This is a genomic window from Rickettsia tamurae, from assembly GCF_000751075.1.
GTDB classification, from domain to species: Bacteria; Pseudomonadota; Alphaproteobacteria; order Rickettsiales; family Rickettsiaceae; genus Rickettsia; species Rickettsia tamurae.
This window is the reverse complement of sequence record NZ_CCMG01000014.1, coordinates 166,697-187,817: the sequence shown is the minus strand read 5'-3', so window position 1 is coordinate 187,817 and position 21,121 is coordinate 166,697. Positions and strand designations below refer to the sequence as shown.

The following is a 21,121-nucleotide window of genomic DNA, read 5'->3' as shown; positions in this document are numbered from 1 at the left end:
GCAGCCTACGGCTGCTCGCAATGACGGCTTAAGTATGTATCCACGCAACAATGCTTTCTCGCTTTTGCAGGAATAACATAAAGAATATTTACCAATCCACACAAAAATGACCTAGTTGGCGCACTACTCTAAGCTAATTTGCAATTCTCCTAAAATATAAGATTATAAATTTAAGAATAATAACGCAACAAATCAAGTTGAATTATATATTACTTAATTGATTAAGAATTGTTAATTTATCACAATGGATGAGTTACTGAAGTTTTATATTTTCCATATCCCAGTCATGAGAAATAGCATTATACTTTAATATATAAGGCTTAGTATCTATAGAATCCAAGGTTACATCCGCAATCATATTATCATGTGACGAGATGAGTTCGTTATAACCGAAATTAGCATAGTAAGGTTGATAATTTTTAAATCTAACCGTTATAAATTTCTCTTTAGTAATAGCAGGTAAGGATTTCACCAAATCGTCAAGATTACTCAAAGCCAAATCTTTCATCTCAAAAATTTGCAATCTATAAACATTTTTATAATCTTTGGTAAAAAACGTCGGTATAGAGCTAAAGCTACTACCGGATTGAACGGAAGCTATACTTAGAGCTTTAAGCGGAATACCTGATTTATTACTAAAATAATCATCGGCTTCAAAAAATACTGCACCGCCGAAATTTATCATTTTAGCAATTTTATTATTGTTCACATCATATAAATCTACTGCTTGTTCTAGCTTTTTTCCGTCACGAAATATAGTAAGTTTAATAGCTATTCCTTTGGAATTATCCATTTCTCTATCAAATAATGCTAGATTACCGCCGAGTTCCTTATCATTAACTGCCCAAATAATATCACCGGCTTTTAAAGATTTTTCAGCAGGCGAACCGGCTAGAACTGTCTTAACGCTTATCACTCTATTTCTACTATCAGGAAATTTATTTATATATTTGTCCATTTCTTCTTTAGGGAAATTATGATGTCTAACTGCTTTATTTAAAGAATATAACTCGCTTATTATTCCTATATGTTTTCTGCTCGGTTGTTTATTATTCTTTAAACTGTCTAAAGTGCAAGCTACATAATCACCGTGCAGTGCTAGAGAATGAGTTTTACCCCCACCATATAATACTCCTATAGCCTCAATCTTATCGTTTAACACCGGTGAACCGCTAGCACCGCCGGTACTATTTAAATTAATAACATAAGTACATTGTGGCATTAAACCTTCAATATTATAAAGGTCAGACAAATAACCGGTATGGAAAGAAAAACCTTTTGCTTCCGTGTTACCGACTACGAAAACCTTTTGATTTAATTTTGGAAGCTCGTTTGAGAAAGCTATTTGTGTTGCCGATGCCGGTATATCTTTGCTCTCTACTTTTAGAACGGCATAATCCTGCCAAATATCGTAATAGATAAGCTTTGCTTCTGCCTGCTCCCCATTATAAAAAGTAACAAAATAAGTTCCGATAGACGCACCGCCGACAACATGAGTATTAGTAATTATATAACCGTTGTTCTTATCGTTAATAAATCCCGTTCCTGTCCAACTACTTGTATCATCATATGCCGATACAGCAATTCTAGTATCAATTGTTACGATTGCTTTCTTCGCTTTTTCAAATATAGCACTGCTTGTTTCAGAAGATGCAAAAACTATATTATTCTGGAAAACTATATTAATAATAAATAAAAGTTTTAGTAAAATTGGTGGTTTTTTCATGTTCACCTCTTGTAAAATCATTTAAGCTGCACTATATCAAATAAAAAGTCGTAGCACAATAATTAAAGGATTTGTAGTCTGTATGTCATTCCCGCGTAGGCGGGAATGACATACAGACTACAACACTAATAATAAACAAAAATAAAAAAAGAAAACGAGGAATCTTATGGGAAAAGTAATAGGTATCGACCTTGGAACTACCAACTCTTGTGTTGCAATCATGGAAGGTAAAGAACCGAAAGTAATAGAAAATGCAGAAGGTGAGAGAACTACGCCGTCAATAATAGCTTTTGCAAACGGCGAAAAATTAGTCGGGCAATCAGCTAAAAGGCAAGCAGTAACTAACCCTCGCAATACCGTATATGCAGTAAAACGACTAATCGGTAGAAAGTTTGTTGACCCCATGGTTAAAAAAGACCAAGGTATTGTACCGTATAAAATAGTCAAGGCCGATAATAATGATGCATGGGTTGAAGCTGATAACAATAAATATTCACCAAGCCAAATTAGTGCATTCATTTTACAAAAAATGAAAGAAACTGCCGAGAGTTATTTAGGGGAAAAAGTAACACAAGCAGTAATTACCGTACCTGCTTATTTTGATGATGCACAGCGTCAAGCAACGAAAGATGCCGGTAAAATAGCAGGTCTTGAGGTCCTTAGAATAATCAACGAGCCGACTGCTGCAGCTCTTGCTTACGGTTTCGAGAAATCGGCAAGTAAAACTATTGCAGTATACGATCTTGGCGGTGGAACATTCGATGTTTCAATTCTTGAGATCGCTGATGGTGTTTTTGAAGTGAAATCAACAAACGGCGATACATTCCTTGGTGGTGAAGATTTCGATACAAGAATATTAAACCATTTAATAGATGTATTCAAAAAAGAAAACGGTATAGATTTAAGTAAAGATCCTTTAGCACTTCAGCGTTTGAAAGAAGCCGCAGAAAAAGCTAAGAAAGAGCTATCTTCTGCAGTAACTACCGATATTAATTTACCTTATATTACGGCTGATAGCACAGGACCGAAACATTTAAATATTAAATTTACTAGAGCAGAACTTGAAAAATTAGTAGATGATTTAATTGAGAAAACTATTGAACCTTGCCGTAAAGCACTACAGGATGCAGGTTTTAAAGCTTCTGATATTCAAGAAGTAGTATTAGTCGGCGGTATGACTAGAATGCCGAAAGTACAAGAAGCTGTAAAAAAATTCTTCGGACGTGAGCCGCATAAAGGCGTAAATCCCGATGAGGTTGTAGCTCTCGGTGCTGCTATTCAAGGCGGAGTACTTAATAAAGAAGTAACGGATATATTATTATTAGACGTTACGCCTCTATCCCTTGGCATTGAAACTCTTGGTGGCGTATTTACAAGATTAATCGATCGTAATACTACTATACCTACTAAGAAAAGTCAGGTATTCTCAACTGCTGACGATAATCAGCATGCCGTAACTATTAGAGTATTCCAAGGTGAACGTGAAATGGCAAAAGATAATAAATTACTTGGTCAGTTTAATCTCGAAGGTATACCTCCTGCACCAAGAGGTTTGCCGCAAATAGAAGTAACGTTTGACATTGATGCTAACGGAATAGTGCATGTTTCGGCTAAAGATAAAGCAAGCGGTAAAGAGCAGAAAGTAACTATTCAAGCTTCCGGCGGTCTTAGCGATGCGGAAATTGAACAAATGGTTAAAGATGCCGAGCAGAATGCCGATGAAGACAAAAAGCGTAAGGAACTTATTGAAGCAAAAAATGCTGCCGATAGTTTAGTTTATTCTACTGAAAAAACTCTTACAGAGTATGGCGATAAATTATCATCAGACGATAAAGGAGCTGTTGAAGAAGCACTAGCTACTTTAAAAGCCGTTCTTGAATCGGAAGATGCTGCTTTGATTAAAGAAAAGACCGAAAGCTTAACTGCAGCTAGCATGAAAATCGGTGAAGCAATGTATAAAGCACAAAGCGAGAGCCAACCTGCTGAAGAAAGTGCCGCTAATGATGAAAAAATAGTAGATGCCAACTTTCAAGATGTAGAGAAGAAGTAATAATTGTCACCCCGTGGCTTGACCACGGGGTCCAGAAAACAACTTAAAGTGTACATTTTTATGTTTTCACTGGATGCCGTGGTCAAGTCACGGCATGACATCGTCATATAAAACAAACATATAAAATAATTTCATGTCACAAGATTATTACCAAATACTAGGCGTTAGTAAAACAGCTAGCCAAGCTGACCTTAAAAAAGCCTACCTCAAACTAGCCAAGCAATATCACCCTGATACTACTAACGCTAAAAATGCTGAAAAGAAATTTAAAGAAATAAATGCTGCTTATGATGTCTTAAAAGACGAACAGAAAAGAGCCGCTTATGACCGCTTTGGGCATGATAATTTTCAAAACCAACAATCACGAGGAGGAAGAAATCATGGCGGTTTTCATCCTGATATTAACGATATATTCGGTGACTTCTTTAGCGACTTTATGGGAGGCAGCAGAAGATCATCACGCCCAACTTCAGCTAAAGTTAGAGGCTCGGATTTAAAATATGATCTGACAATTAACCTAGAGGAAGCATTTCACGGTATAGAAAGAAATATTAGCTTTTCTAGCGAAGTAAAATGCGATACTTGTCACGGTAGCGGTTCTGAAAAAGGTGAAACCGTAACTACTTGCGATGCTTGCGGCGGTGTTGGAGCAACTAGAATTCAGCAAGGATTCTTTACGATCGAACAAGCTTGTCATAAATGCCAAGGTAATGGACAAATTATAAAAAATCCTTGCAAGAAATGTCATGGCATGGGACGTTATCATAAACAACGAAATTTATCGGTAAATATTCCTGCCGGTGTTGAAAACGGTACTAGAATAAGACATACTGGAGAAGGGGAAGCAGGTATTAGAGGCGGTAATAGCGGTGATTTATACGTTGATATAGCAATAAAACCACATGATATTTATAAAGTAGACGGAGCAAATCTACATTGTAAACTACCTATTAGTTTTGTGAATGCCGCTCTTGGAGGAGAGATAGAAGTACCGGTAATTGAAGGCGGAAAAGTAAACTTAACAATTCCTGCAGGCACACAAAACGGTGATCAATTAAGGCTACGCAGCAAAGGTATGTCTAAAATGAGATCAACTATTAGGGGTGATATGCTTACGCATATTCATGTCGAAGTACCTAAAAATTTATCTAAAAGACAACGTGAATTACTAGAAGAATTCAAAAAAGAATCTATAAATGAAAAAGAAAACGACGGCAACTTTTTTAACAAAATGAAAAGCTTATGGTCGTGAATACCGAGTCGTCATTGCGAGCAACCATAGGCTGCGTGGCAATCTCATGAAATAATAACAAACTCCTGAGATTGCCTCGTTAAAACTTATAGTTTTTCCTCGCAATGACGTTAAATAATCAATATTACCGGAGGTTTTTATGCCTCATAAAAATAATAACGATTTACCTGATTCAGTCAAAAATCATCTTCCAAGCCATGCCAAGGATATTTATCGTGAAGCTTTTAATCATGCATTTGAGCAATATAAGGATGCCGATAAAAGACGTGAAAACGACTCTAGAGAGACAGTTGCACATAAAGTAGCATGGTCAGCCGTTGAAAAAAAATACCACAAAAATGATAAAGGACACTGGGTAGAGAAATAAGTCCAAGAATTTATAAGTTTGTGAGATTTTAAATTGAATCCTTGAAATTCTGTAAGCCTATATGTATATTTAGTTATTAACTGAATTTAAGTTCTTATGAAATTAACAAAATTATTGAGTACCCTTTTAGTTATAGGGTTAGTTTTCAGCGGATGTAAAAGCAAAAAAAACAGTGATGACATAGTAGTTCCTATTCCTACTCTTTATAACGAAGGTGTTACTTTGTTAGAAAAGAAAAAATATAAGAAAGCTGCGGAAGAATTCGGAAGAGTATTTTACCAACATCCAGGTAATGAAATGACGCCGCAAGCCGAATTGATGCAGGCTTATTCTTTATTCCTCGCCGCTCAATATGAAGAAGCGGTTGATGTGCTTGATATGTTCATTAATTTGCATCCTGCAAATGTTGACATTGCTTATGCATATTACCTTAAAGCATTATCATGTTATATGTTAATTTCAGACGTAAATCATGATCAATCTAGAACTTTCCTAGCTAAAGATAGTTTTGAAGACGTAATAGCAAAATTCCCAAATACTAAATATGCTATTGATTCATCTTTAAAAATCGACCTAGTAAACGATCATCTAGCAGGTAAAGAGATGATGGTAGGTCGGTTTTACTTAAAGAAAAAGAACCCAATGGCAGCTATTAATAGATTTGAAGAGGTAATTGATAATTATCAAACTACTTCTCACTCGGTAGAAGCTCTTTACCGTTTAGTCGAAAGCTATATGATGCTCGGACTTCCGGATGAAGCAAAAAGATATGCCTCGGTGCTAGGTTACAACTATCCTGATAGTCAATGGTATAGTTATGCATATAGACTAGTTAAGGGATACTAAATCAGGAAATCTATGTTCCATAGTCTTTCAGTTAAAAACTTCATTCTGATAGACGAGCTGGAAATTGAGTTTAATAAAGGTTTATGCGTTATTACCGGTGAGACAGGAGCCGGCAAATCTATTTTACTTGATGCTATTTTATTTTGCCTAGGTTATAAAACTTCAAATAATATAATAAAGCGCGGAAAAGATTACGCTGTTGTTAATATAATATTCTCTTTAAATGAAGAAATAAAAAATTTTCTGATTCAAAATTTTATTGAGCCTGAAGAGTTATTGCTTATAAAGTGTTTGCAAAAGGCCGAAGGACGGAAAAATTTTTTCATTAATAATCAAGTAGTTAATAAGGCTATAATGCAGCAATTAGCTACTTACTTATTTGAACTTCATGGGCAAAATAATAATATTTCTCTTCTAGAAGCAAATACGCAGCGTGATATTTTAGATAGTTACGGAAATCTTTTGGACTTCCGAGCCGAACTTTCTAAATGTTATCAGACTTGGCAAAATACTCGGAAAGAAATTGCCGAAATAACACTTAAGCAAAATTCTATAGACCAAGAAATCGATTATTTGAGCTTTGCAACGGAAGAATTAACTAAGCTGAACATTCAAATAGGCGAAGAAGAAAAATTAGCAAATATACGAAAAGATTTGCAAAATAAAGATAAGGATTTACAGTTAATAAAAGATATTCTAGAACAGATTAATAATCCCGAAATAAATACATCTATTAATAGAGCAGAGAAATTATTAGCAAGGCAAGGCGATAATGAGCGTTTTGAAGCTATCGCTACAAGCTTAGAAGAAGCCTATAATAATCTAGAAGAAGCACGTCAAGAATTATCAAATCTGTTAGATAGTTTTAATTATGAGGAATATAATCTCGAAGAAACAGAAGAAAGATTATTTTTAATAAAAGCTATTAGCCGTAAATATAATGTTCCCGCTGATGAATTAGGTGTATTTTTAGATAAATCTTTAGAGCAGCTCGGTATATTAAAAAATAAAATAGCAAATAGCAATGAGTTAAAAGCTCAAGAAGTGCTATTGCAGAAAAAATATTATAAACTGGCGAGTGATTTATCTGCAAAGCGTCTTATTGCTGCAAAACACTTAGAAGAATCGTTGCATCAGGAGCTAAAACAGCTTAAAATGGCGAAAGCAATTTTTGAGATTGAGATAGAAACTAGAAAAGAGCCGACAGCCGACAGTAATGATGATATTGTGTTTAAGGCTTCTACCAATCCTGGAACGCTAGCTACAGCAATCAATAAAATCGCTTCCGGCGGTGAATTATCAAGGTTCATGCTTGCTTTAAAAACTTCTTTGTTTGATAAAATGGTAAAACCATCTATTATATTTGATGAAATAGATGTCGGGACTGGCGGAGAGGTCGCAGATAAAGTAGGTGAGCGATTAAAAAAACTTAGTAGCGTTACTCAAGTAATAGTTATTACGCACCAGCCTCAAGTGGCAGGTAAGGCAGATTTGCATATAAAAATCGAGAAAACACAGCTAGATAAAGAAACAAAAGTAACGGTAAAAGCTTTAAATTTAGCTGAAAGGCAAGAGGAACTCGCCCGCATGATTTCAGGTAAAACAATCACCGAGGCAAGTTTAAAAGCAGCAAAGGAGTTATTGCATTTGTAATGAACGTCATTGCGAGCAGGCAATTGGCGTTGTTGCATGGATCGGCAAAACCTACTCGATGTCATCCCAGCGTAGGCGGGGATCCAGTAAAAATACTAATAATTATTAGTATTTTTAAATTGTTTTTCTGGATACCGTGGTCAAGCCACGGCACCGGAACAAAAAAATCAAACAATACAAACAATAATATGGAAGAAGACTTAAAAAAAACAGGTTATTTATTTGGCGGGAATGCTGTTTTTGTTGAAGAGCTATATAGGCAATATCTAGCCAACCCTGCCTCGGTTGATCAAACTTGGCAAGAATTTTTTGTCGGCATTAAGGATAATAATACTTTACTCAATAAAAGTACGGCAAAAATAATTATCCCTGATGAAATAAAAAAAGAATCGTTAAATAATAATTTATCTTCTGAAGACTTAAATAGTTTAAAAGCTAAGGAAATGATCAATGCTTATCGCAAGCATGCTCACTATTTAGCGAATCTTGATCCGCTTGGTCTTGAGCTACGTAAAACAAAAAATGATTTAAAGCTTAATATAGAAACTTTCGGTCTTGATAGCGGTCAGCTAGAAGAAAATATCAATATTACGGATGAATTTGTCGGTACTTGGAACTGTAAATTATCTGAATTAGTTACCAAGCTCGATAAAGTTTATACAGGCTCCATCGGTGTTGAATTTGAACAAATAGAAAATATAGAAGAAAAAAACTGGTTATATAATAAGCTAGAAAGCAAAATTACATTTTCTTCTGAAGACAAAAAAACTATCCTAAATGATTTAGTAGAAGTAGAAGGGTTTGAGCAGTATCTACATACTAAATTCCCTGGTGCTAAGCGTTTTTCCGTTGAGGGCGGAGACGCTTCTATAGTTGCCATGAGTAAAGCTATAGATTTATCTATGCATCAAGGCGTTGAAGAAGTTGTTATCGGTATGGCCCACCGAGGGAGGCTAAATACTCTGACTAAAGTAGTCGGCAAACCTTATAAAGCCGTTATTGCCGGTTTCATAAGCGGTAGCGTATTTCCTGATGAATTAAATATTTCAGGCGATGTAAAATACCATTTAGGCTATTCGTCCGATAGAACTATAGAGGATAAGAAAATACACTTGTCGCTAGCCGATAACCCTTCACATTTAGAAGCGGTAAATCCTATAGTTGCAGGAAAAGTAAGAGCAAAGCAAGATATTCTTGGAGATACTAAACGCAGCAAAGTCAAAGCTATTTTAGTGCATGGCGATGCTGCTTTTTGCGGTCAGGGCGTGGTTGCCGAGAGTCTATCAATGTCACCACTCACTGCTTATGATATCGGTGGAATATTGCATTTCGTCATTAACAATCAGTTAGGTTTTACGGCTAATGCTGCAGATACTAGAGCTAGTAGATATTCTACGGAATTTGCTAAAATCATAGCTGCCCCGATTTTACATGTTAACGGTGATGATATAGAAGCAGTGTTAAAAGCCACCAATATTGCGGTAGAATACAGGCAGAAATTCGGCAAGGATGTTGTAGTAGAAATTATTTGTTACCGTAAATACGGGCATAATGAGGGCGATGAGCCGATGTATACTCAAGGCAAGATGTATAACATTATTAAAAGCAAACCAACCCCTGGAAATATTTACGCAAATGAGTTAGTAAAAAGCGGTATAATTGATAATAATTATTTTGCTAAGTTAAAAGAAGAATTTAAAGCAAAACTAGATAAGGAATATGAGCAGGCAAAAAGTTATAAGCAAGAAGCACATTTCTTAGGCGGGTTATGGCAAGGTATTTCTCGTACTCGTACACAAGTTGCAATAACGGGCGTCGGTAAAAAAACATTGCAAGATTTAGGAACTAAACTATGTGAAATACCGAAAGATTTTGCTGCTAATCCAAAACTTGTAAAACTATTTGAAGCTCGAAAAGCCACTCTAACAGTTGATCAACCTATTGATTGGGCGACAGCAGAGCAGCTAGCTTTTGCAAGCTTGCTTGCTTCAGGCACAAATATAAGGCTAACCGGACAAGATTCGGGACGCGGTACTTTCTCGCATCGTCATTCAGTATTGCACAACCAAATTGATGATACTACCTATATACCTCTAAATAATTTATCTAAAGAACAAGCAAAATACGAGGTAGCCGATAGTAATTTATCTGAATATGCGGTGCTTGGTTTTGAGTATGGTTATTCACTCGCAAACCCAAAAAATTTAGTTTTATGGGAAGCACAATTCGGTGATTTTGCTAATGGAGCTCAGATTATTTTTGACCAGTTTATTTCAAGCAGCGAAACTAAATGGCTTCGTATGAGCGTGCTTGTGGTTTTGTTACCTCATGCATTTGAGGGACAAGGACCAGAGCATAGTTCGGCAAGACTTGAGAGGTTCTTACAGCTGGCGGCTGAGGATAATATGTATATTACATACCCTACTACCCCTGCTTCGATTTTCCATCTGCTACGTCGCCAAATACTTGATGATACCCGTAAACCGTTAATCGTAATGTCGCCGAAATCATTATTACGTCATAAATATGCCGTATCTAAACTTGACGAGCTAGGTGAAAATACTACTTTCTTACCGGTTTTAGATGAAGTAACTAAAGTAGATACAAACAATATTACTAAAATAATTTTATGTAGCGGTAAGGTGTATTACGATCTATTTGAAATGCGTGGCAATAACAGTAATATAGCGATTATTAGGCTTGAGCAATTATACCCTTTTGAAAAAAAACTTGTAGCATCGCTATTAAAAAAATATAATAGGACGCAGGAATTTATTTGGTGTCAGGAAGAACCGAAGAATATGGGAGCTTGGCGTTATATATTTTCTCACTTAAACGATGCTTTAAAAGAAGCAGGAATTAATAACGAATTTAAATATGTAGGTAGAGAGGAATCAGCCTCTCCGGCAGTAGGTTCGCTGCAAACACATAATAAACAGCAAGAGAAGCTATTAAGGGAAGCACTAAAGGTGTGAATATTGTGGTTCTTAATGTCATTCCCGCATAGGCGGGAATCCAGTAACATTTAGTGTCATACCGCGACTTGATCGCGGTATCTTAGGACACAGTCTGTGATACAAGATCCCGTGGTCGTAGCCACGGGATGACAAAGCAAATTCTAGATTCCCGCCTACGCGGGAATGACATAGGAATCGTATTTTTAGGAGTAAAATAAATTATGAGCGTTAAAATTATAGTACCGTCACTTGGGGAGTCCGTAACGGAAGCAACTATTGCCAAATGGTATAAGAAAGAAGGCGATTCGATTAAAACCGATGAATTACTGTTAGAAATCGAAACCGAAAAAGTGACTTTAGAAGTTAATGCTCCTTGCAACGGTACTATAGGTAAAATATCGAAAACTGACGGTGCAAATGTAGCAGTTGGCGAAGAAATAGGTGAAATAAATGAAGGGGCAGCTGCAAGTACTGCCGGTACTAATAATGAATCTGCTAAAACTCAAGCAGTTACGCAACCTACTTCAGAAAAGCCTGTAGAAAAACCTGCCGTGGCTAATAATACTCTTGCTCCTTCTGTACAAAAATTAGTTACCGAAAATAAGCTTGACCCCAATAATATAAAAGGAACAGGTAGAGACGGTAGAATTACCAAAGGTGACGTGCTTGAAACAATAAACACTCCGCCTACGGCTACTTCTGCTCCTGCAATAAGTAAATCTAATGAAGAAAGAGTACAGCGTGTTCGTATGTCACGCTTGCGTAAAACTATTGCACAGCGTTTAAAAGATTCACAAAATACGGCAGCTATTTTGACTACTTTTAATGAAATCGATATGTCAAAAGTAATTGCCTTGCGTAATCAATATAAAGAAGAGTTTGAGAAAAAGCACGCTGTGAAACTTGGCTTTATGTCGTTTTTTGTTAAAGCAACTATAAAAGCTTTAAAGCTTATTCCGTCGGTAAATGCTGAAATAGACGGCGATGATTTAGTATATAAAAATTACTATGATATAGGTGTAGCTGTCGGAACAGAGCAAGGACTTGTCGTACCGGTTGTTAGGGATGCCGATAAAATGGGATTTGCCGAAGTAGAGAAAGCTATAGGAATTTTGGCTAAAAAAGCTCGTGAGGGTAAGCTTTCTATGGCTGATTTGTCAGGCGGCACATTCTCGATTTCTAACGGTGGTGTATATGGCTCATTATTATCTACACCGATTATTAATCCTCCTCAATCAGGTATTCTAGGCTTACATAAAACCGAGGAAAGAGCCGTAGTTATAGACGGTAAAATTGAAATACGTCCGATGATGTACATAGCTTTATCTTACGATCATCGCATAATTGACGGGAAAGAAGGAGTATCGTTCTTGGTAAAAATTAAGCAGCTCATTGAAAATCCTGAGAAGTTATTGTTAAATTTGTAAAAAATTGTCATGCCGTGGTCAAGCCACGGCATGACAATCAGGAAAGGAAGTATATAATAATGATAAAATGTACTCGTCGTATTGAGTTCGATGCAGGACATAGAATTATAGGACATCAAAATAAATGTCAATTCCTGCACGGTCATCGCTATGTTCTTGAGATAACTATAGCCACAAACGAAACCGATAAACTTGGTATGGTAATCGATTTTGGTTTAATTAAGGATTTAGCTAAAAAATGGATTGATGAAAATTTTGATCATAGCTTAATTCTACATCAAGATGATAAGGAAATGGGACAGCAAATAGAAAATTGTACCGGTCAAAAAATATATTATATGCAAAATAACCCAACTGCAGAAAATATAGCGACGCATTTAAAGAATGAAATTTTTCCTAAACTTTTCGTCGGTCAAAACTTCTTCATAGCGAGCCTCAAACTATATGAAACGCTGAATTGTTTTGTTGAGGTTTAGGCATGCAAGATTGCTGTTTAATTTTAACTACTACTAATGACTTGCAAATTGCCGAAAAAATAGCATCTGTTTTGTTAGAATTAAATCTTGCTGCCTGCATTCAAATTGACGATGTTAAAAGTTACTTTAGATGGGATGGTAGAGTAACTTTAGAAAGCGAATATAGACTTGTAATTAAAGCAAAATCTTCTAATTATAACGAAATTGAAAATAAACTACTTGAAATTCATAATTATGAATTACCGCAAATAATAAAAATAAATATTGACTATTGCTTTCAAAAGTACTTAGAATGGATTGATCAAAATAGTAAATAAACTTATAGTTGAATAAATTTAAAAATTAAGTAAGTAAATTATGAAATTATGGCAAAAAGTTACCTTAGGGTTAATCTTAGGTATTATATTTGGTATATACTTACCACAATATGTTAATTATATTAAACCTATCGGTGACATTTTCTTACGTTTGATAAAAATGATCATTACCCCTTTAATCTTCTTCAGTTTGGTTTCCGGTATCACTAGTATGAATGATACTTCTGCCCTTGGTAGAGTAGGAATGAAAGCGGTAGCCGCTTTTTTAGGTACTACTTTTTTTGCCACGGTTTTTGGACTTACTGTTGCCTTAGTATTAAAGCCGGGAGTAGGCATACATATAGATTTTACCTCTTCAGAAACGACAAGTAGAACTTCATTTAATATAATTGATTTTTTTGTAAATATCGTCCCTGATAATGCTGTTGGGGCTTTTGCAAACGGTGATGTCTTGCAAGTTGTATTTTTTGCTATTTTTGTTGGGATTACCTTAAACAAAATGAAATCTATCGGTGAACCTGTTACTGATTTAATTCATGTAATGTCAAAATTAATATTAAAAATAATATCGTTTGTTATTCAATTATCCCCTTACGGTGCTTTTGCTTTAACAGGCTGGATTGTAGGCATGCAGGGAGTTGAGGTAATGATTAGTTTATCGAAACTTGTTGTAGCGGTAGTTGTGGCAATGACATTCCAATATTTAGTTTTTGGCTTATTTATATATGTATTCTGCCGTGTTTCCCCTATACCTTTTTATAAGAAAAGTTTTGAGTATCAGATACTTGCTTTTTCTACTTCAAGTAGCAAGGCGACTCTTGCAACTACTATGCAAGTTTGTCGTGAAAAGCTTGGCATTTCAGAGTCTAGTACTTCGTTCGTACTTCCGATAGGTGCGTCAATTAATATGGACGGCTTTGCTATAAATTTATCTCTTACCACCATATTTTTTGCTCAGATGATGGGAGTAACGCTTGCTCCTTACGACTATTTAGTAATTATTCTCACCTCAACACTTGGATCTATCGGCGGTGCCGGTATTCCCGGTGCCTCTTTGATAATGCTTCCTATGGTTCTTTCTTCGGTTCACTTACCTATAGAGGGAGTAGCAATTATTGCCGGTATTGACCGAATACTTGATATGCTACGTACTACTATCAATATTACCGGTGATGCAACAATTACTATGATTATAGATAACAGCGAAGATACTTTAGATAAGGAAGTATATTTATCTTAATGCTCATCGACATTTCTAGCTAATTATGTCATTCCTGCGAAAGCAGGAATCCAGGAAAAAGCGAAGTTATTTGAGCTTTTGATTTTTTAAATTTAGTATGTTTATATTTTTTAATGACTGGATTCCCGCTTTCGCGGGAATGACATCGATATCCACACAACAATAGAGTTCTTGCATAACGTAGCTAATAAGGAGGAATTTGTAGGAGACACGAAACGCAGAACCGCAGCGTACACTTAGTACGTGAGGATTCGAGTACCGGATCGACACACAAATTACCCTTAGAAGCAAGTTAGAACTCTAATGCTACCTCCTATTCATTTACTTAAAGTATAGTTATCAAAATTTCTTTTCTTATTTTCAACTTTTAATTTAAAAATGCTATTGACTTTAGAATCTAAAATGTGTATTACAATAACTATATTAACTTAAGGTTGAGGATATATGTTAAATTTCCTAAATAATACAGACAATCAAAAAGGTTTGTATCTATAAATAATAGAACTTCAATAAGTGATATACCTGAATCGTTTTGGCATTCTATTGCTGAAAATAGCTGTGATATTAATTGGAAAAATATACCATTACAAAAAAGTCCTTTTCAGACTGTTACTACTCAAGGTTCAATTCAAGAATTAAAACCTAAAACCATAATTGAATTTGGAAGTTTTAAAGGAGCTTCTGCCCTTTGGTTGGCGGATATACAAAGTTTATCGTTAAAAGACGGTAAAGTTATTAGTATAGATATCGATTTTGAAAATATTGATCAAGCCGTAAAAGGAGATAATAGAATAGAGTTTTTACAAGGTGATTCTAATAAAGTAGAGGCAATATTTCCAAAAGAGAAAATATCTGAAATAGTACATTCTATACTTTTAATAGAAGATGCTCATATTAATATGATAGGTATTTTAGAATATTTTCATAATAATATATTTGAAGAAGGAGATTATTTCATCATTGAAGATACTAATATTGATTATAATAATGCGTGCTATGATGTTTGGAGGAAAACTTTAGATGAAAAAACTTGTATAGCAAAATTAGAAAATTTAAACAATAAAATCGTTAGATTAACTAGCTGGTTGAAAGAAAAAAAATTTATATTTAGTAGATACAAAATATGTAGATCCTTTTGGTATTATTAATGCTTCTAAAAATTGGAACTCAGTTATAAAAAAGATTTAAAGATAAATTATGAGAAAGGAAATTTATCTAAAAAATTTTAATATTAATAGCGATGAGGTTTTAAATAATTTTACTAAAAATCCATATAAATCTACTGTATTTTTTAAAAATTTTTTAGAAACAAAATATGTAAATTATACAAAAGAAATTAAAGATGCAGTAAATAATAATGCAGAAATTATACATATAAAAAATATAAAAAAAACTATAATATAATGACCCCTTATGACGGTGAGGTATGGATTACGGGAATAGAAGAATTAATTTGTCATATGTATGGAGAATAGGGATAATTGGTAATTTTCCTGTATTATATAAAGATAAGAATATTATTAGAGCAGTAGCACCAAAACGTAATTCTCATAATGAACGTAGCTCTCAATCACCGTATAATGATTTAGATTGGCATGTAGATGCTGCATACCGTCCAATGAAAGAAAAGAGTGATAACTTATCTCCTATAGTTGACTATTTAATTTTTGGGATTGTACATAAAGGACATGAGAATCTACCTATAGTGTATATATTAGCCTTAAAGATATATTAAATCAATTGAGCTACCAAGATATCTTAATAGGGTGTAGTAATGAATTTACAATAACAAGTGCAGATTCTTTTTCATGTAAAATAGTGAGCAAGAATCTCCCTTTATTAGTAGAACATGCTACCGGTTATTACAGCAGAATAAAAATGGATGCTATTCCTGAAACACAAAGAGCAGCAGGGTTTTTTAAATAAAATTAGAGAAATCGTAGATCAAGAATCTATTCAAAACTATATATATTACTTCCGGTGATATCGTTGTATTAAGCAATAAGACGGTTTTATGTAAATCACATAAAAACATCATTGCGAGCATTCGTAGAATGGTGGTAATTGTCTAGTAGCTAGGGTCTTGTTGCATGGTTCGATTTTTTCAGCTGTCATACCGTGACTTGATCGCAGTATCCAGCTTAAAATACTAAAATTATTAGTATAAAAAGTTGTTTTTATGGATATGGTGATCAAGCCACGGTATGATATCGAATGCTTTTTCTGATACATGCAACAACGCTGCAGTCGTAGATTGCGTGGCACTTCCCCAAAAAATAATAAAAAAATTCTGATTTACAGAATTTTTTCTCTTCCTTGCTTCGTCAATTGCTATACAATTTTTTTTGCAATGACAGAGGCAGAACATTAAGATAGGTTTTTATCCTAACTTGCAAAATATAAATAGAAACACTACCAAAAATTTAACGGTGAGAATTGAGAAGCTTTTTTATTTCTTTTTCCTCTTCTTTATTTCTTGTCTTAATGCTATTTCTTTCTTTTATAATTTTCTGTTTAGTTTTAAACGGAGCGAAAAATAAAGCAGTATAATATTCTGCGTCAGAAGCATGTAATTTTCTATTAGCATCCACTGCTATCCAATCTAAAGCTCTTTTTCCTTTAAAATCTTTAATTTTTTGATCTGCTTCATATTCTAATAAAATACGGACAGGTTCAACATTAAGATATGATGCTGCATACATAAAGTCATTCCGGTTTTAGAATTTTGAACATTAGGATTAACACCTAACTTAAGCAAAAGTTTTATTAAATCAGGATTATTTCTTTCTGCGGCTAGCATCATTCCGGTAATACCGACTTCATACCTTAAATTAGGACTCATTCCCTGATTAATTAAAAATTCGGCAATTTTTATATTATTATTCGATATAGCATAATCTAGAGGAGTCCAGCCCAAACATGGTTGATTTACTCCATATCCCTCGTCTAATATTTTTTTACTTCATCAATATTATCTGTCTTAATAGCATCCGCTATAGGTGTAATTGGATTTCCGACTTTTTGATCATATTCAACACCATTCACATATACTTTTTCGGTCTTAAACTCAAGTTTACATTCCATCGCATGAATAGAAGGAATAATAAAAATAATTATAAACTTTAAAATTACTTGAATAATTTTCATATAATCAATCTAGGTACTATGTAACTATGCAGCATCAAACCTTTATCGGTAAGATAGATATTTTTATCTAACTTAATTAAGTCTTGACTTTGATAATGCTTAAGATTATTCATTTCCAAAATATTCTCTAATTTCGTGTTCAATTTCTGCTCTAATGTAGAAATATTTATACCCTTGCTAAGACGTAACCCCATCATTAGCATTTCTTCAATAATCTCTTGATGTGTTAACTTAGTATTAGTTTGAATACCGACATTTTTTGTGTTAACCGAATCTAACCATTTTTCAGGTTTATGCCACATCATAATTGCCGATACTGAACTTGAAGCATCAATTATTCTACTATGAGCTCCGGGACCTATACCTAAATAATTATTATAATTCCAGTAAGCTAAGTTATGCAAACATTCATGCTCTACTTGAGCATAATTAGATATCTCATATCTAAAATATTTTTTAGATTCTAGATAATGGTTTGTCCACTCATACATCTCAGCCGCTTCATCCGAATGCGGCAAAATCAGATTACCCTCCTTAAATAATTTATAAAAAGGCGTACCTTTTTCGATAGTCAATTGATAAAGAGAAATATGGCCGTTTGCGAGCTGCATAGCTTGCTTTAATTCTTCTTGCCAGTCTTTTAATTTCTGACCGCTACGTGCATATATTAAATCAAATGATACTCGTGGAAAAATCGTATTTGCCGCCTCAATTGTTTTGATTGCTTGCAAAGCATCATGAGTTCTACCTAATTTTTTTAAATCGTCTTCTTTTAAGGATTGCACTCCAATTGAAACACGATTAATTCCAGCGGATTTGAATGCTTTAAATTTTTCAGTTTCAAAGGATGTGGGATTAGTTTCTAGAGTTATCTCGGTTTGATTATCAATAATTGCTAGATTACTGATTTTATTTATTATCCCTTCAACTATTACAGGATTCATTAAAGAGGGAGTACCACCACCAAAAAAAATAGATTTTATATATTTATTTTGAATAATAGCCTTAAAATACTCAATTTCTGTTTCATAGGATTTAAGCCACTGATTATGATCTATATTGCCTGCCACATGAGAATTAAAATCACAATATGGACATTTTGACAAACAAAACGGCCAATGAATATAAATACTTAAATCATTAGCCATAACTCTCATATTTTGTATTTTTGCTAGTGCTAGCTTAGGTTTTGTGGACATTTTTAAAAAGATTTAATTTTGGTTATTTTTTGCTGCAAATTATAAGATTTTTTTAAAATATGAATACTATTCCTACAAAAATCTTATTAATTTTCGCTAAAAAATACCTCAAAATAGCAAATCAATTAGAAATGTCCACAAAACCTAGCATTTTCTTTGATTTTATTCAAGGTGTATGATAAAACACTATTCTAATTCAAAGAAAACTTTAAATAAAACTTTTAATTTAAGAGATATTATTAAAATAATGAAAAAAATTACCCACTATTTTATAATTGTTTTATTAACTTTTTGTGTTCAAGCTATGGGAAATAATAATGAACAAATATATAACCCAAAAGACGCTAAATTTCTAGAAGAAGCTGAAGGAGCTGAAGCTCTAAAATGGGCAAAAGAGCGTACTGATAAAACAGAAAATGCTTTCCAATCTATGCCTGCTTATAAGGTAGTTAAGAAAGAAATAGAATCTATATTTTATGATCAAAGAAAAACTCTATATGGTATTATCCGTAAAGGGTATGTATATAATTTTTGGATGGATGATAAAAATCCGCAAGGATTATGGCGTAGGACGTTAGTTAAAAACTACTCTAAAGATAAACCAAATTGGGAAGTTCTAATCGATTTTGATAAATTATCCAAAAAATTCGGTAAAAAAGTAATGTATCGAGGTGGGAGTGATTGTTTTCAAAACCCTAATCGTTTCTTAATTACCATGTCATTTGGCGGTAAAGATGAAACCTTTTTTGCAGAATGGGATTTAGAGAAAAAAGATTTTGTAAAAAATGGTTTTGAGCCAAAAACAAGTAGCGGAAAATTACTAGAAGGTAAATTTACTTATCCTACTTGGGTCGACCAAGATACTATTATATTTAATCCAGTTTTGCATAAAGAGGAAGTTACTGACTCTTTATATCCTAGCTCGCTCTACATATGGAAGCGAGGAGAACCTATAGAGAAAGCCAAAAAACTATTTGAAATACCAAAGAATTATATACGTGTATCAGCCGGTAAGCTTTTATCCGATAATATTTCTTCATCTTTAATATTTATATCTGCAGATAAGGATTTTTATAATTACGATAATTATATTTTAAATACTAAAGATGAGAGCTTAAAATTACAAAAAATAAATATGCCATCAGACGCAACACCTCAAGGTTCTTTTAAAGAATATGTATTTTGGCTGCTGCGTTCCGATTGGCAATTTAAAGGTGGTAATATAAAAGCAGGTTCACTTGTTGCCATACACTACACTGATCTTCTAAAAGAAGATAGCGATAAAGCTAGCTTAAAAATATTATTTACCCCAACAGAGAGGGAAGTATTTTATTTTGTAGGAATGACTAAAGATACAGTATTTTTAACTAGCTATGAGAATGTTATTTCAAAAGTAGTAACATTTACATTAGAAAATAATGAATGGACAAAACCGATAAACTTAAAGCTGCCTTATGAAAATGCAATTTTTGGTATGTCTTCTGATGATGATGAGGAAGATGCATTAATTACTATAGAAAATTCTATAGTTCCTCCAACTATCTATTTATGGGATAAAACTCATGAATTAAAAGTTATTAGAAAGCCTTTATATCCGTTTGATAGCAAAAATTATGTTGTAGATCAAAAGGAAGCAACAAGCTCGGATGGATTTAAAATACCATATTTTATTGTCTATAAAAAAGGGACAAAATTTGATGGTAAGAATCCAACATTACTTAAAGCATATGGTGGTTTTCAAGTAATCAACTCCCCATATTTCTCTCGCATGGAAAATGAAGTATGGGTTAAACATGGCGGGGTTAGTGTTCTTGCTAATATCAGAGGCGGCGGAGAGTTTGGTCCTGAGTGGCATAAAGCAGCTCAAGGGATAAAGCGTCAAACCGGCTTTAATGATTTTATTGCAGTAGCAGAGGATTTAATAAAGCAAAACATTACTAGCCCTGAGTATTTAGGAATCAAAGGAGGAAGTAACGGCGGATTGCTAGTAAGTGTTGCAATGACACAGCGTCCCGATTTATTTGGAGCTATAGCATGCGAAGTACCGATACTTGATATGATACGCTATAAAGAATTCGGAGCAGGACATTCATGGGTAACTGAATATGGCGATCCGGAAAATCCAAATGATTTAGTACATATTAAAAAATATGCACCTTTAGAAAATTTATCTTTAACTCAAAAATATCCTATTATTTTAATTACCGGTTCAGTACTTGATCAACGTGTACATCCATGGCATGCACGCATTTTTGAGTATGTACTTGAGCAAAATCCAAACACTACAACTTATTTCCTAGAAAGTAGTGATAGCGGACACGGTAGCGGTAGTGACTTAAAAGACAGTGCTAATTATTTTATCAATATTTATACATTTTTTGCAAATGCTTTGAAATTAAAAATTAATTAAATTTAATACTACGCCAATAGGTGTTGCTTACTTATAGTACCGGATGGTTTTTAA

General features: G+C 34.0%; 21 protein-coding genes and 1 pseudogene. 16 read left to right on the top strand and 6 right to left on the bottom strand.

Features of this window, described 5'->3' with window-relative positions:
* Nucleotides 1-253: 253 nt before the first annotated feature.
* On the bottom strand, nucleotides 254-1,747 hold the full coding sequence (locus tag MB29_RS05525; RefSeq protein ID WP_032139381.1) for a S1C family serine protease: 1,494 nt from the start codon (nucleotides 1,745-1,747) through the stop codon (nucleotides 254-256).
* A gap of 145 nt (nucleotides 1,748-1,892) precedes the next feature.
* Here MB29_RS05525 and dnaK point away from each other — a divergent pair, with 145 nt between their 5' ends.
* The 15 genes and pseudogenes from dnaK (at nucleotide 1,893) to MB29_RS08630 (ending at nucleotide 16,237) form a co-directional block, all read left to right on the top strand.
* Entirely contained in the window at nucleotides 1,893-3,776 is a 1,884-nt protein-coding gene (gene dnaK, locus MB29_RS05520; protein ID WP_032139380.1) for a molecular chaperone DnaK, read from the top strand.
* Between the two features lie 133 nt (nucleotides 3,777-3,909).
* Complete coding sequence (gene dnaJ, locus MB29_RS05515) at nucleotides 3,910-5,028, top strand: molecular chaperone DnaJ (protein ID WP_032139379.1); 1,119 nt, start codon at nucleotides 3,910-3,912, stop codon at nucleotides 5,026-5,028.
* Between the two features lie 139 nt (nucleotides 5,029-5,167).
* Nucleotides 5,168-5,395 carry a ChaB family protein gene (locus MB29_RS05510; protein WP_032139378.1) on the top strand — a complete coding sequence of 76 codons (228 nt, stop codon included), beginning with the start codon at nucleotides 5,168-5,170 and terminating at the stop codon, nucleotides 5,393-5,395.
* Nucleotides 5,396-5,491: 96 nt separating this feature from the next.
* On the top strand, nucleotides 5,492-6,241 hold the full coding sequence (locus tag MB29_RS05505; protein WP_032139377.1) for an outer membrane protein assembly factor BamD: 750 nt from the start codon (nucleotides 5,492-5,494) through the stop codon (nucleotides 6,239-6,241).
* Between the two features lie 12 nt (nucleotides 6,242-6,253).
* The gene (recN, locus tag MB29_RS05500) at nucleotides 6,254-7,894 is read left to right on the top strand and encodes a DNA repair protein RecN (RefSeq protein ID WP_032139376.1); all 1,641 of its coding nucleotides are present in this window, start codon (nucleotides 6,254-6,256) and stop codon (nucleotides 7,892-7,894) included.
* A 188-nt stretch (nucleotides 7,895-8,082) separates the two neighbouring features.
* Complete coding sequence (locus MB29_RS05495) at nucleotides 8,083-10,869, top strand: 2-oxoglutarate dehydrogenase E1 component (RefSeq protein ID WP_032139398.1); 2,787 nt, start codon at nucleotides 8,083-8,085, stop codon at nucleotides 10,867-10,869.
* Nucleotides 10,870-11,072: 203 nt separating this feature from the next.
* Nucleotides 11,073-12,278 (top strand): 2-oxoglutarate dehydrogenase complex dihydrolipoyllysine-residue succinyltransferase, encoded by a 1,206-nt coding sequence (gene odhB, locus MB29_RS05490; protein WP_032139375.1) that lies wholly within the window; start codon nucleotides 11,073-11,075, stop codon nucleotides 12,276-12,278.
* A 59-nt stretch (nucleotides 12,279-12,337) separates the two neighbouring features.
* A complete protein-coding gene (locus MB29_RS05485) occupies nucleotides 12,338-12,754 on the top strand; it encodes a 6-pyruvoyl trahydropterin synthase family protein (RefSeq protein ID WP_032139374.1) in 417 nt (138 codons plus the stop codon).
* Nucleotides 12,755-12,756: 2 nt separating this feature from the next.
* Nucleotides 12,757-13,071, top strand: a complete 315-nt coding sequence (gene cutA, locus MB29_RS05480; RefSeq protein ID WP_032139373.1) for a divalent-cation tolerance protein CutA — start codon at nucleotides 12,757-12,759, stop codon at nucleotides 13,069-13,071.
* 40 nt (nucleotides 13,072-13,111) lie between these two features.
* The gene (locus MB29_RS05475; RefSeq protein ID WP_032139372.1) at nucleotides 13,112-14,311 is read left to right on the top strand and encodes a dicarboxylate/amino acid:cation symporter; all 1,200 of its coding nucleotides are present in this window, start codon (nucleotides 13,112-13,114) and stop codon (nucleotides 14,309-14,311) included.
* A gap of 117 nt (nucleotides 14,312-14,428) precedes the next feature.
* Nucleotides 14,429-14,604, top strand: a pseudogene (locus MB29_RS11705) (palindromic element RPE1 domain-containing protein); the annotation flags it as partial.
* Between the two features lie 198 nt (nucleotides 14,605-14,802).
* Nucleotides 14,803-15,459, top strand: coding sequence for a CmcI family methyltransferase (locus tag MB29_RS08650; protein ID WP_324607281.1), 657 nt, complete (start codon nucleotides 14,803-14,805; stop codon nucleotides 15,457-15,459).
* A gap of 49 nt (nucleotides 15,460-15,508) precedes the next feature.
* Nucleotides 15,509-15,715, top strand: coding sequence for a hypothetical protein (locus tag MB29_RS08645; protein WP_233418961.1), 207 nt, complete (start codon nucleotides 15,509-15,511; stop codon nucleotides 15,713-15,715).
* A 22-nt stretch (nucleotides 15,716-15,737) separates the two neighbouring features.
* Nucleotides 15,738-16,046 carry a hypothetical protein gene (locus tag MB29_RS12935; RefSeq protein ID WP_233418960.1) on the top strand — a complete coding sequence of 103 codons (309 nt, stop codon included), beginning with the start codon at nucleotides 15,738-15,740 and terminating at the stop codon, nucleotides 16,044-16,046.
* A 5-nt stretch (nucleotides 16,047-16,051) separates the two neighbouring features.
* A complete protein-coding gene (locus MB29_RS08630; RefSeq protein WP_233418959.1) occupies nucleotides 16,052-16,237 on the top strand; it encodes a hypothetical protein in 186 nt (61 codons plus the stop codon).
* Nucleotides 16,238-16,469: 232 nt separating this feature from the next.
* On the opposite strand, the gene MB29_RS11700 is transcribed toward MB29_RS08630, so the two are convergent.
* Genes MB29_RS11700 through hemW form a run of 5 tightly spaced genes read right to left on the bottom strand, consistent with a single transcriptional unit; the run spans nucleotide 16,470 to nucleotide 18,657 of the window.
* The gene (locus tag MB29_RS11700; protein ID WP_215426245.1) at nucleotides 16,470-16,679 is read right to left on the bottom strand and encodes a hypothetical protein; all 210 of its coding nucleotides are present in this window, start codon (nucleotides 16,677-16,679) and stop codon (nucleotides 16,470-16,472) included.
* A 55-nt stretch (nucleotides 16,680-16,734) separates the two neighbouring features.
* Entirely contained in the window at nucleotides 16,735-17,013 is a 279-nt protein-coding gene (locus MB29_RS10420) for a hypothetical protein (RefSeq protein ID WP_084686903.1), read from the bottom strand.
* Nucleotides 16,965-17,228, bottom strand: coding sequence for an ankyrin repeat domain-containing protein (locus MB29_RS05440; RefSeq protein ID WP_032139371.1), 264 nt, complete (start codon nucleotides 17,226-17,228; stop codon nucleotides 16,965-16,967). The genes MB29_RS10420 and MB29_RS05440 overlap by 49 nt, the downstream gene beginning before the upstream one ends.
* Nucleotides 17,229-17,257: 29 nt before the next feature.
* Nucleotides 17,258-17,458 carry a hypothetical protein gene (locus MB29_RS05435; RefSeq protein ID WP_032139370.1) on the bottom strand — a complete coding sequence of 67 codons (201 nt, stop codon included), beginning with the start codon at nucleotides 17,456-17,458 and terminating at the stop codon, nucleotides 17,258-17,260.
* Entirely contained in the window at nucleotides 17,455-18,657 is a 1,203-nt protein-coding gene (hemW, locus tag MB29_RS05430) for a radical SAM family heme chaperone HemW (RefSeq protein ID WP_051965319.1), read from the bottom strand. Before hemW ends, MB29_RS05435 begins: the two co-directional genes overlap by 4 nt.
* 247 nt (nucleotides 18,658-18,904) lie before the next feature.
* Here hemW and MB29_RS05425 point away from each other — a divergent pair, with 247 nt between their 5' ends.
* Nucleotides 18,905-21,067, top strand: coding sequence for a prolyl oligopeptidase family serine peptidase (locus MB29_RS05425; protein WP_032139395.1), 2,163 nt, complete (start codon nucleotides 18,905-18,907; stop codon nucleotides 21,065-21,067).
* The last annotated feature ends 54 nt before the right edge of the window (nucleotides 21,068-21,121 follow it).

Coding starts and splice junctions, on each gene's coding strand:
- MB29_RS05525 (WP_032139381.1), bottom strand. CDS start 1,747: ATGATTTTACAAGAGGTGAACATGAAAAAACCACCAATTTTACTAAAA.
- dnaK (WP_032139380.1), top strand. CDS start 1,893: ATGGGAAAAGTAATAGGTATCGACCTTGGAACTACCAACTCTTGTGTT.
- dnaJ (WP_032139379.1), top strand. CDS start 3,910: ATGTCACAAGATTATTACCAAATACTAGGCGTTAGTAAAACAGCTAGC.
- MB29_RS05510 (WP_032139378.1), top strand. CDS start 5,168: ATGCCTCATAAAAATAATAACGATTTACCTGATTCAGTCAAAAATCAT.
- MB29_RS05505 (WP_032139377.1), top strand. CDS start 5,492: ATGAAATTAACAAAATTATTGAGTACCCTTTTAGTTATAGGGTTAGTT.
- recN (WP_032139376.1), top strand. CDS start 6,254: ATGTTCCATAGTCTTTCAGTTAAAAACTTCATTCTGATAGACGAGCTG.
- MB29_RS05495 (WP_032139398.1), top strand. CDS start 8,083: ATGGAAGAAGACTTAAAAAAAACAGGTTATTTATTTGGCGGGAATGCT.
- odhB (WP_032139375.1), top strand. CDS start 11,073: ATGAGCGTTAAAATTATAGTACCGTCACTTGGGGAGTCCGTAACGGAA.
- MB29_RS05485 (WP_032139374.1), top strand. CDS start 12,338: ATGATAAAATGTACTCGTCGTATTGAGTTCGATGCAGGACATAGAATT.
- cutA (WP_032139373.1), top strand. CDS start 12,757: ATGCAAGATTGCTGTTTAATTTTAACTACTACTAATGACTTGCAAATT.
- MB29_RS05475 (WP_032139372.1), top strand. CDS start 13,112: ATGAAATTATGGCAAAAAGTTACCTTAGGGTTAATCTTAGGTATTATA.
- MB29_RS08645 (WP_233418961.1), top strand. CDS start 15,509: ATGAGAAAGGAAATTTATCTAAAAAATTTTAATATTAATAGCGATGAG.
- MB29_RS12935 (WP_233418960.1), top strand. CDS start 15,738: ATGGATTACGGGAATAGAAGAATTAATTTGTCATATGTATGGAGAATA.
- MB29_RS11700 (WP_215426245.1), bottom strand. CDS start 16,679: ATGTTCTGCCTCTGTCATTGCAAAAAAAATTGTATAGCAATTGACGAA.
- MB29_RS10420 (WP_084686903.1), bottom strand. CDS start 17,013: ATGTATGCAGCATCATATCTTAATGTTGAACCTGTCCGTATTTTATTA.
- MB29_RS05435 (WP_032139370.1), bottom strand. CDS start 17,458: ATGAAAATTATTCAAGTAATTTTAAAGTTTATAATTATTTTTATTATT.
- hemW (WP_051965319.1), bottom strand. CDS start 18,657: ATGTCCACAAAACCTAAGCTAGCACTAGCAAAAATACAAAATATGAGA.
- MB29_RS05425 (WP_032139395.1), top strand. CDS start 18,905: ATGAAAAAAATTACCCACTATTTTATAATTGTTTTATTAACTTTTTGT.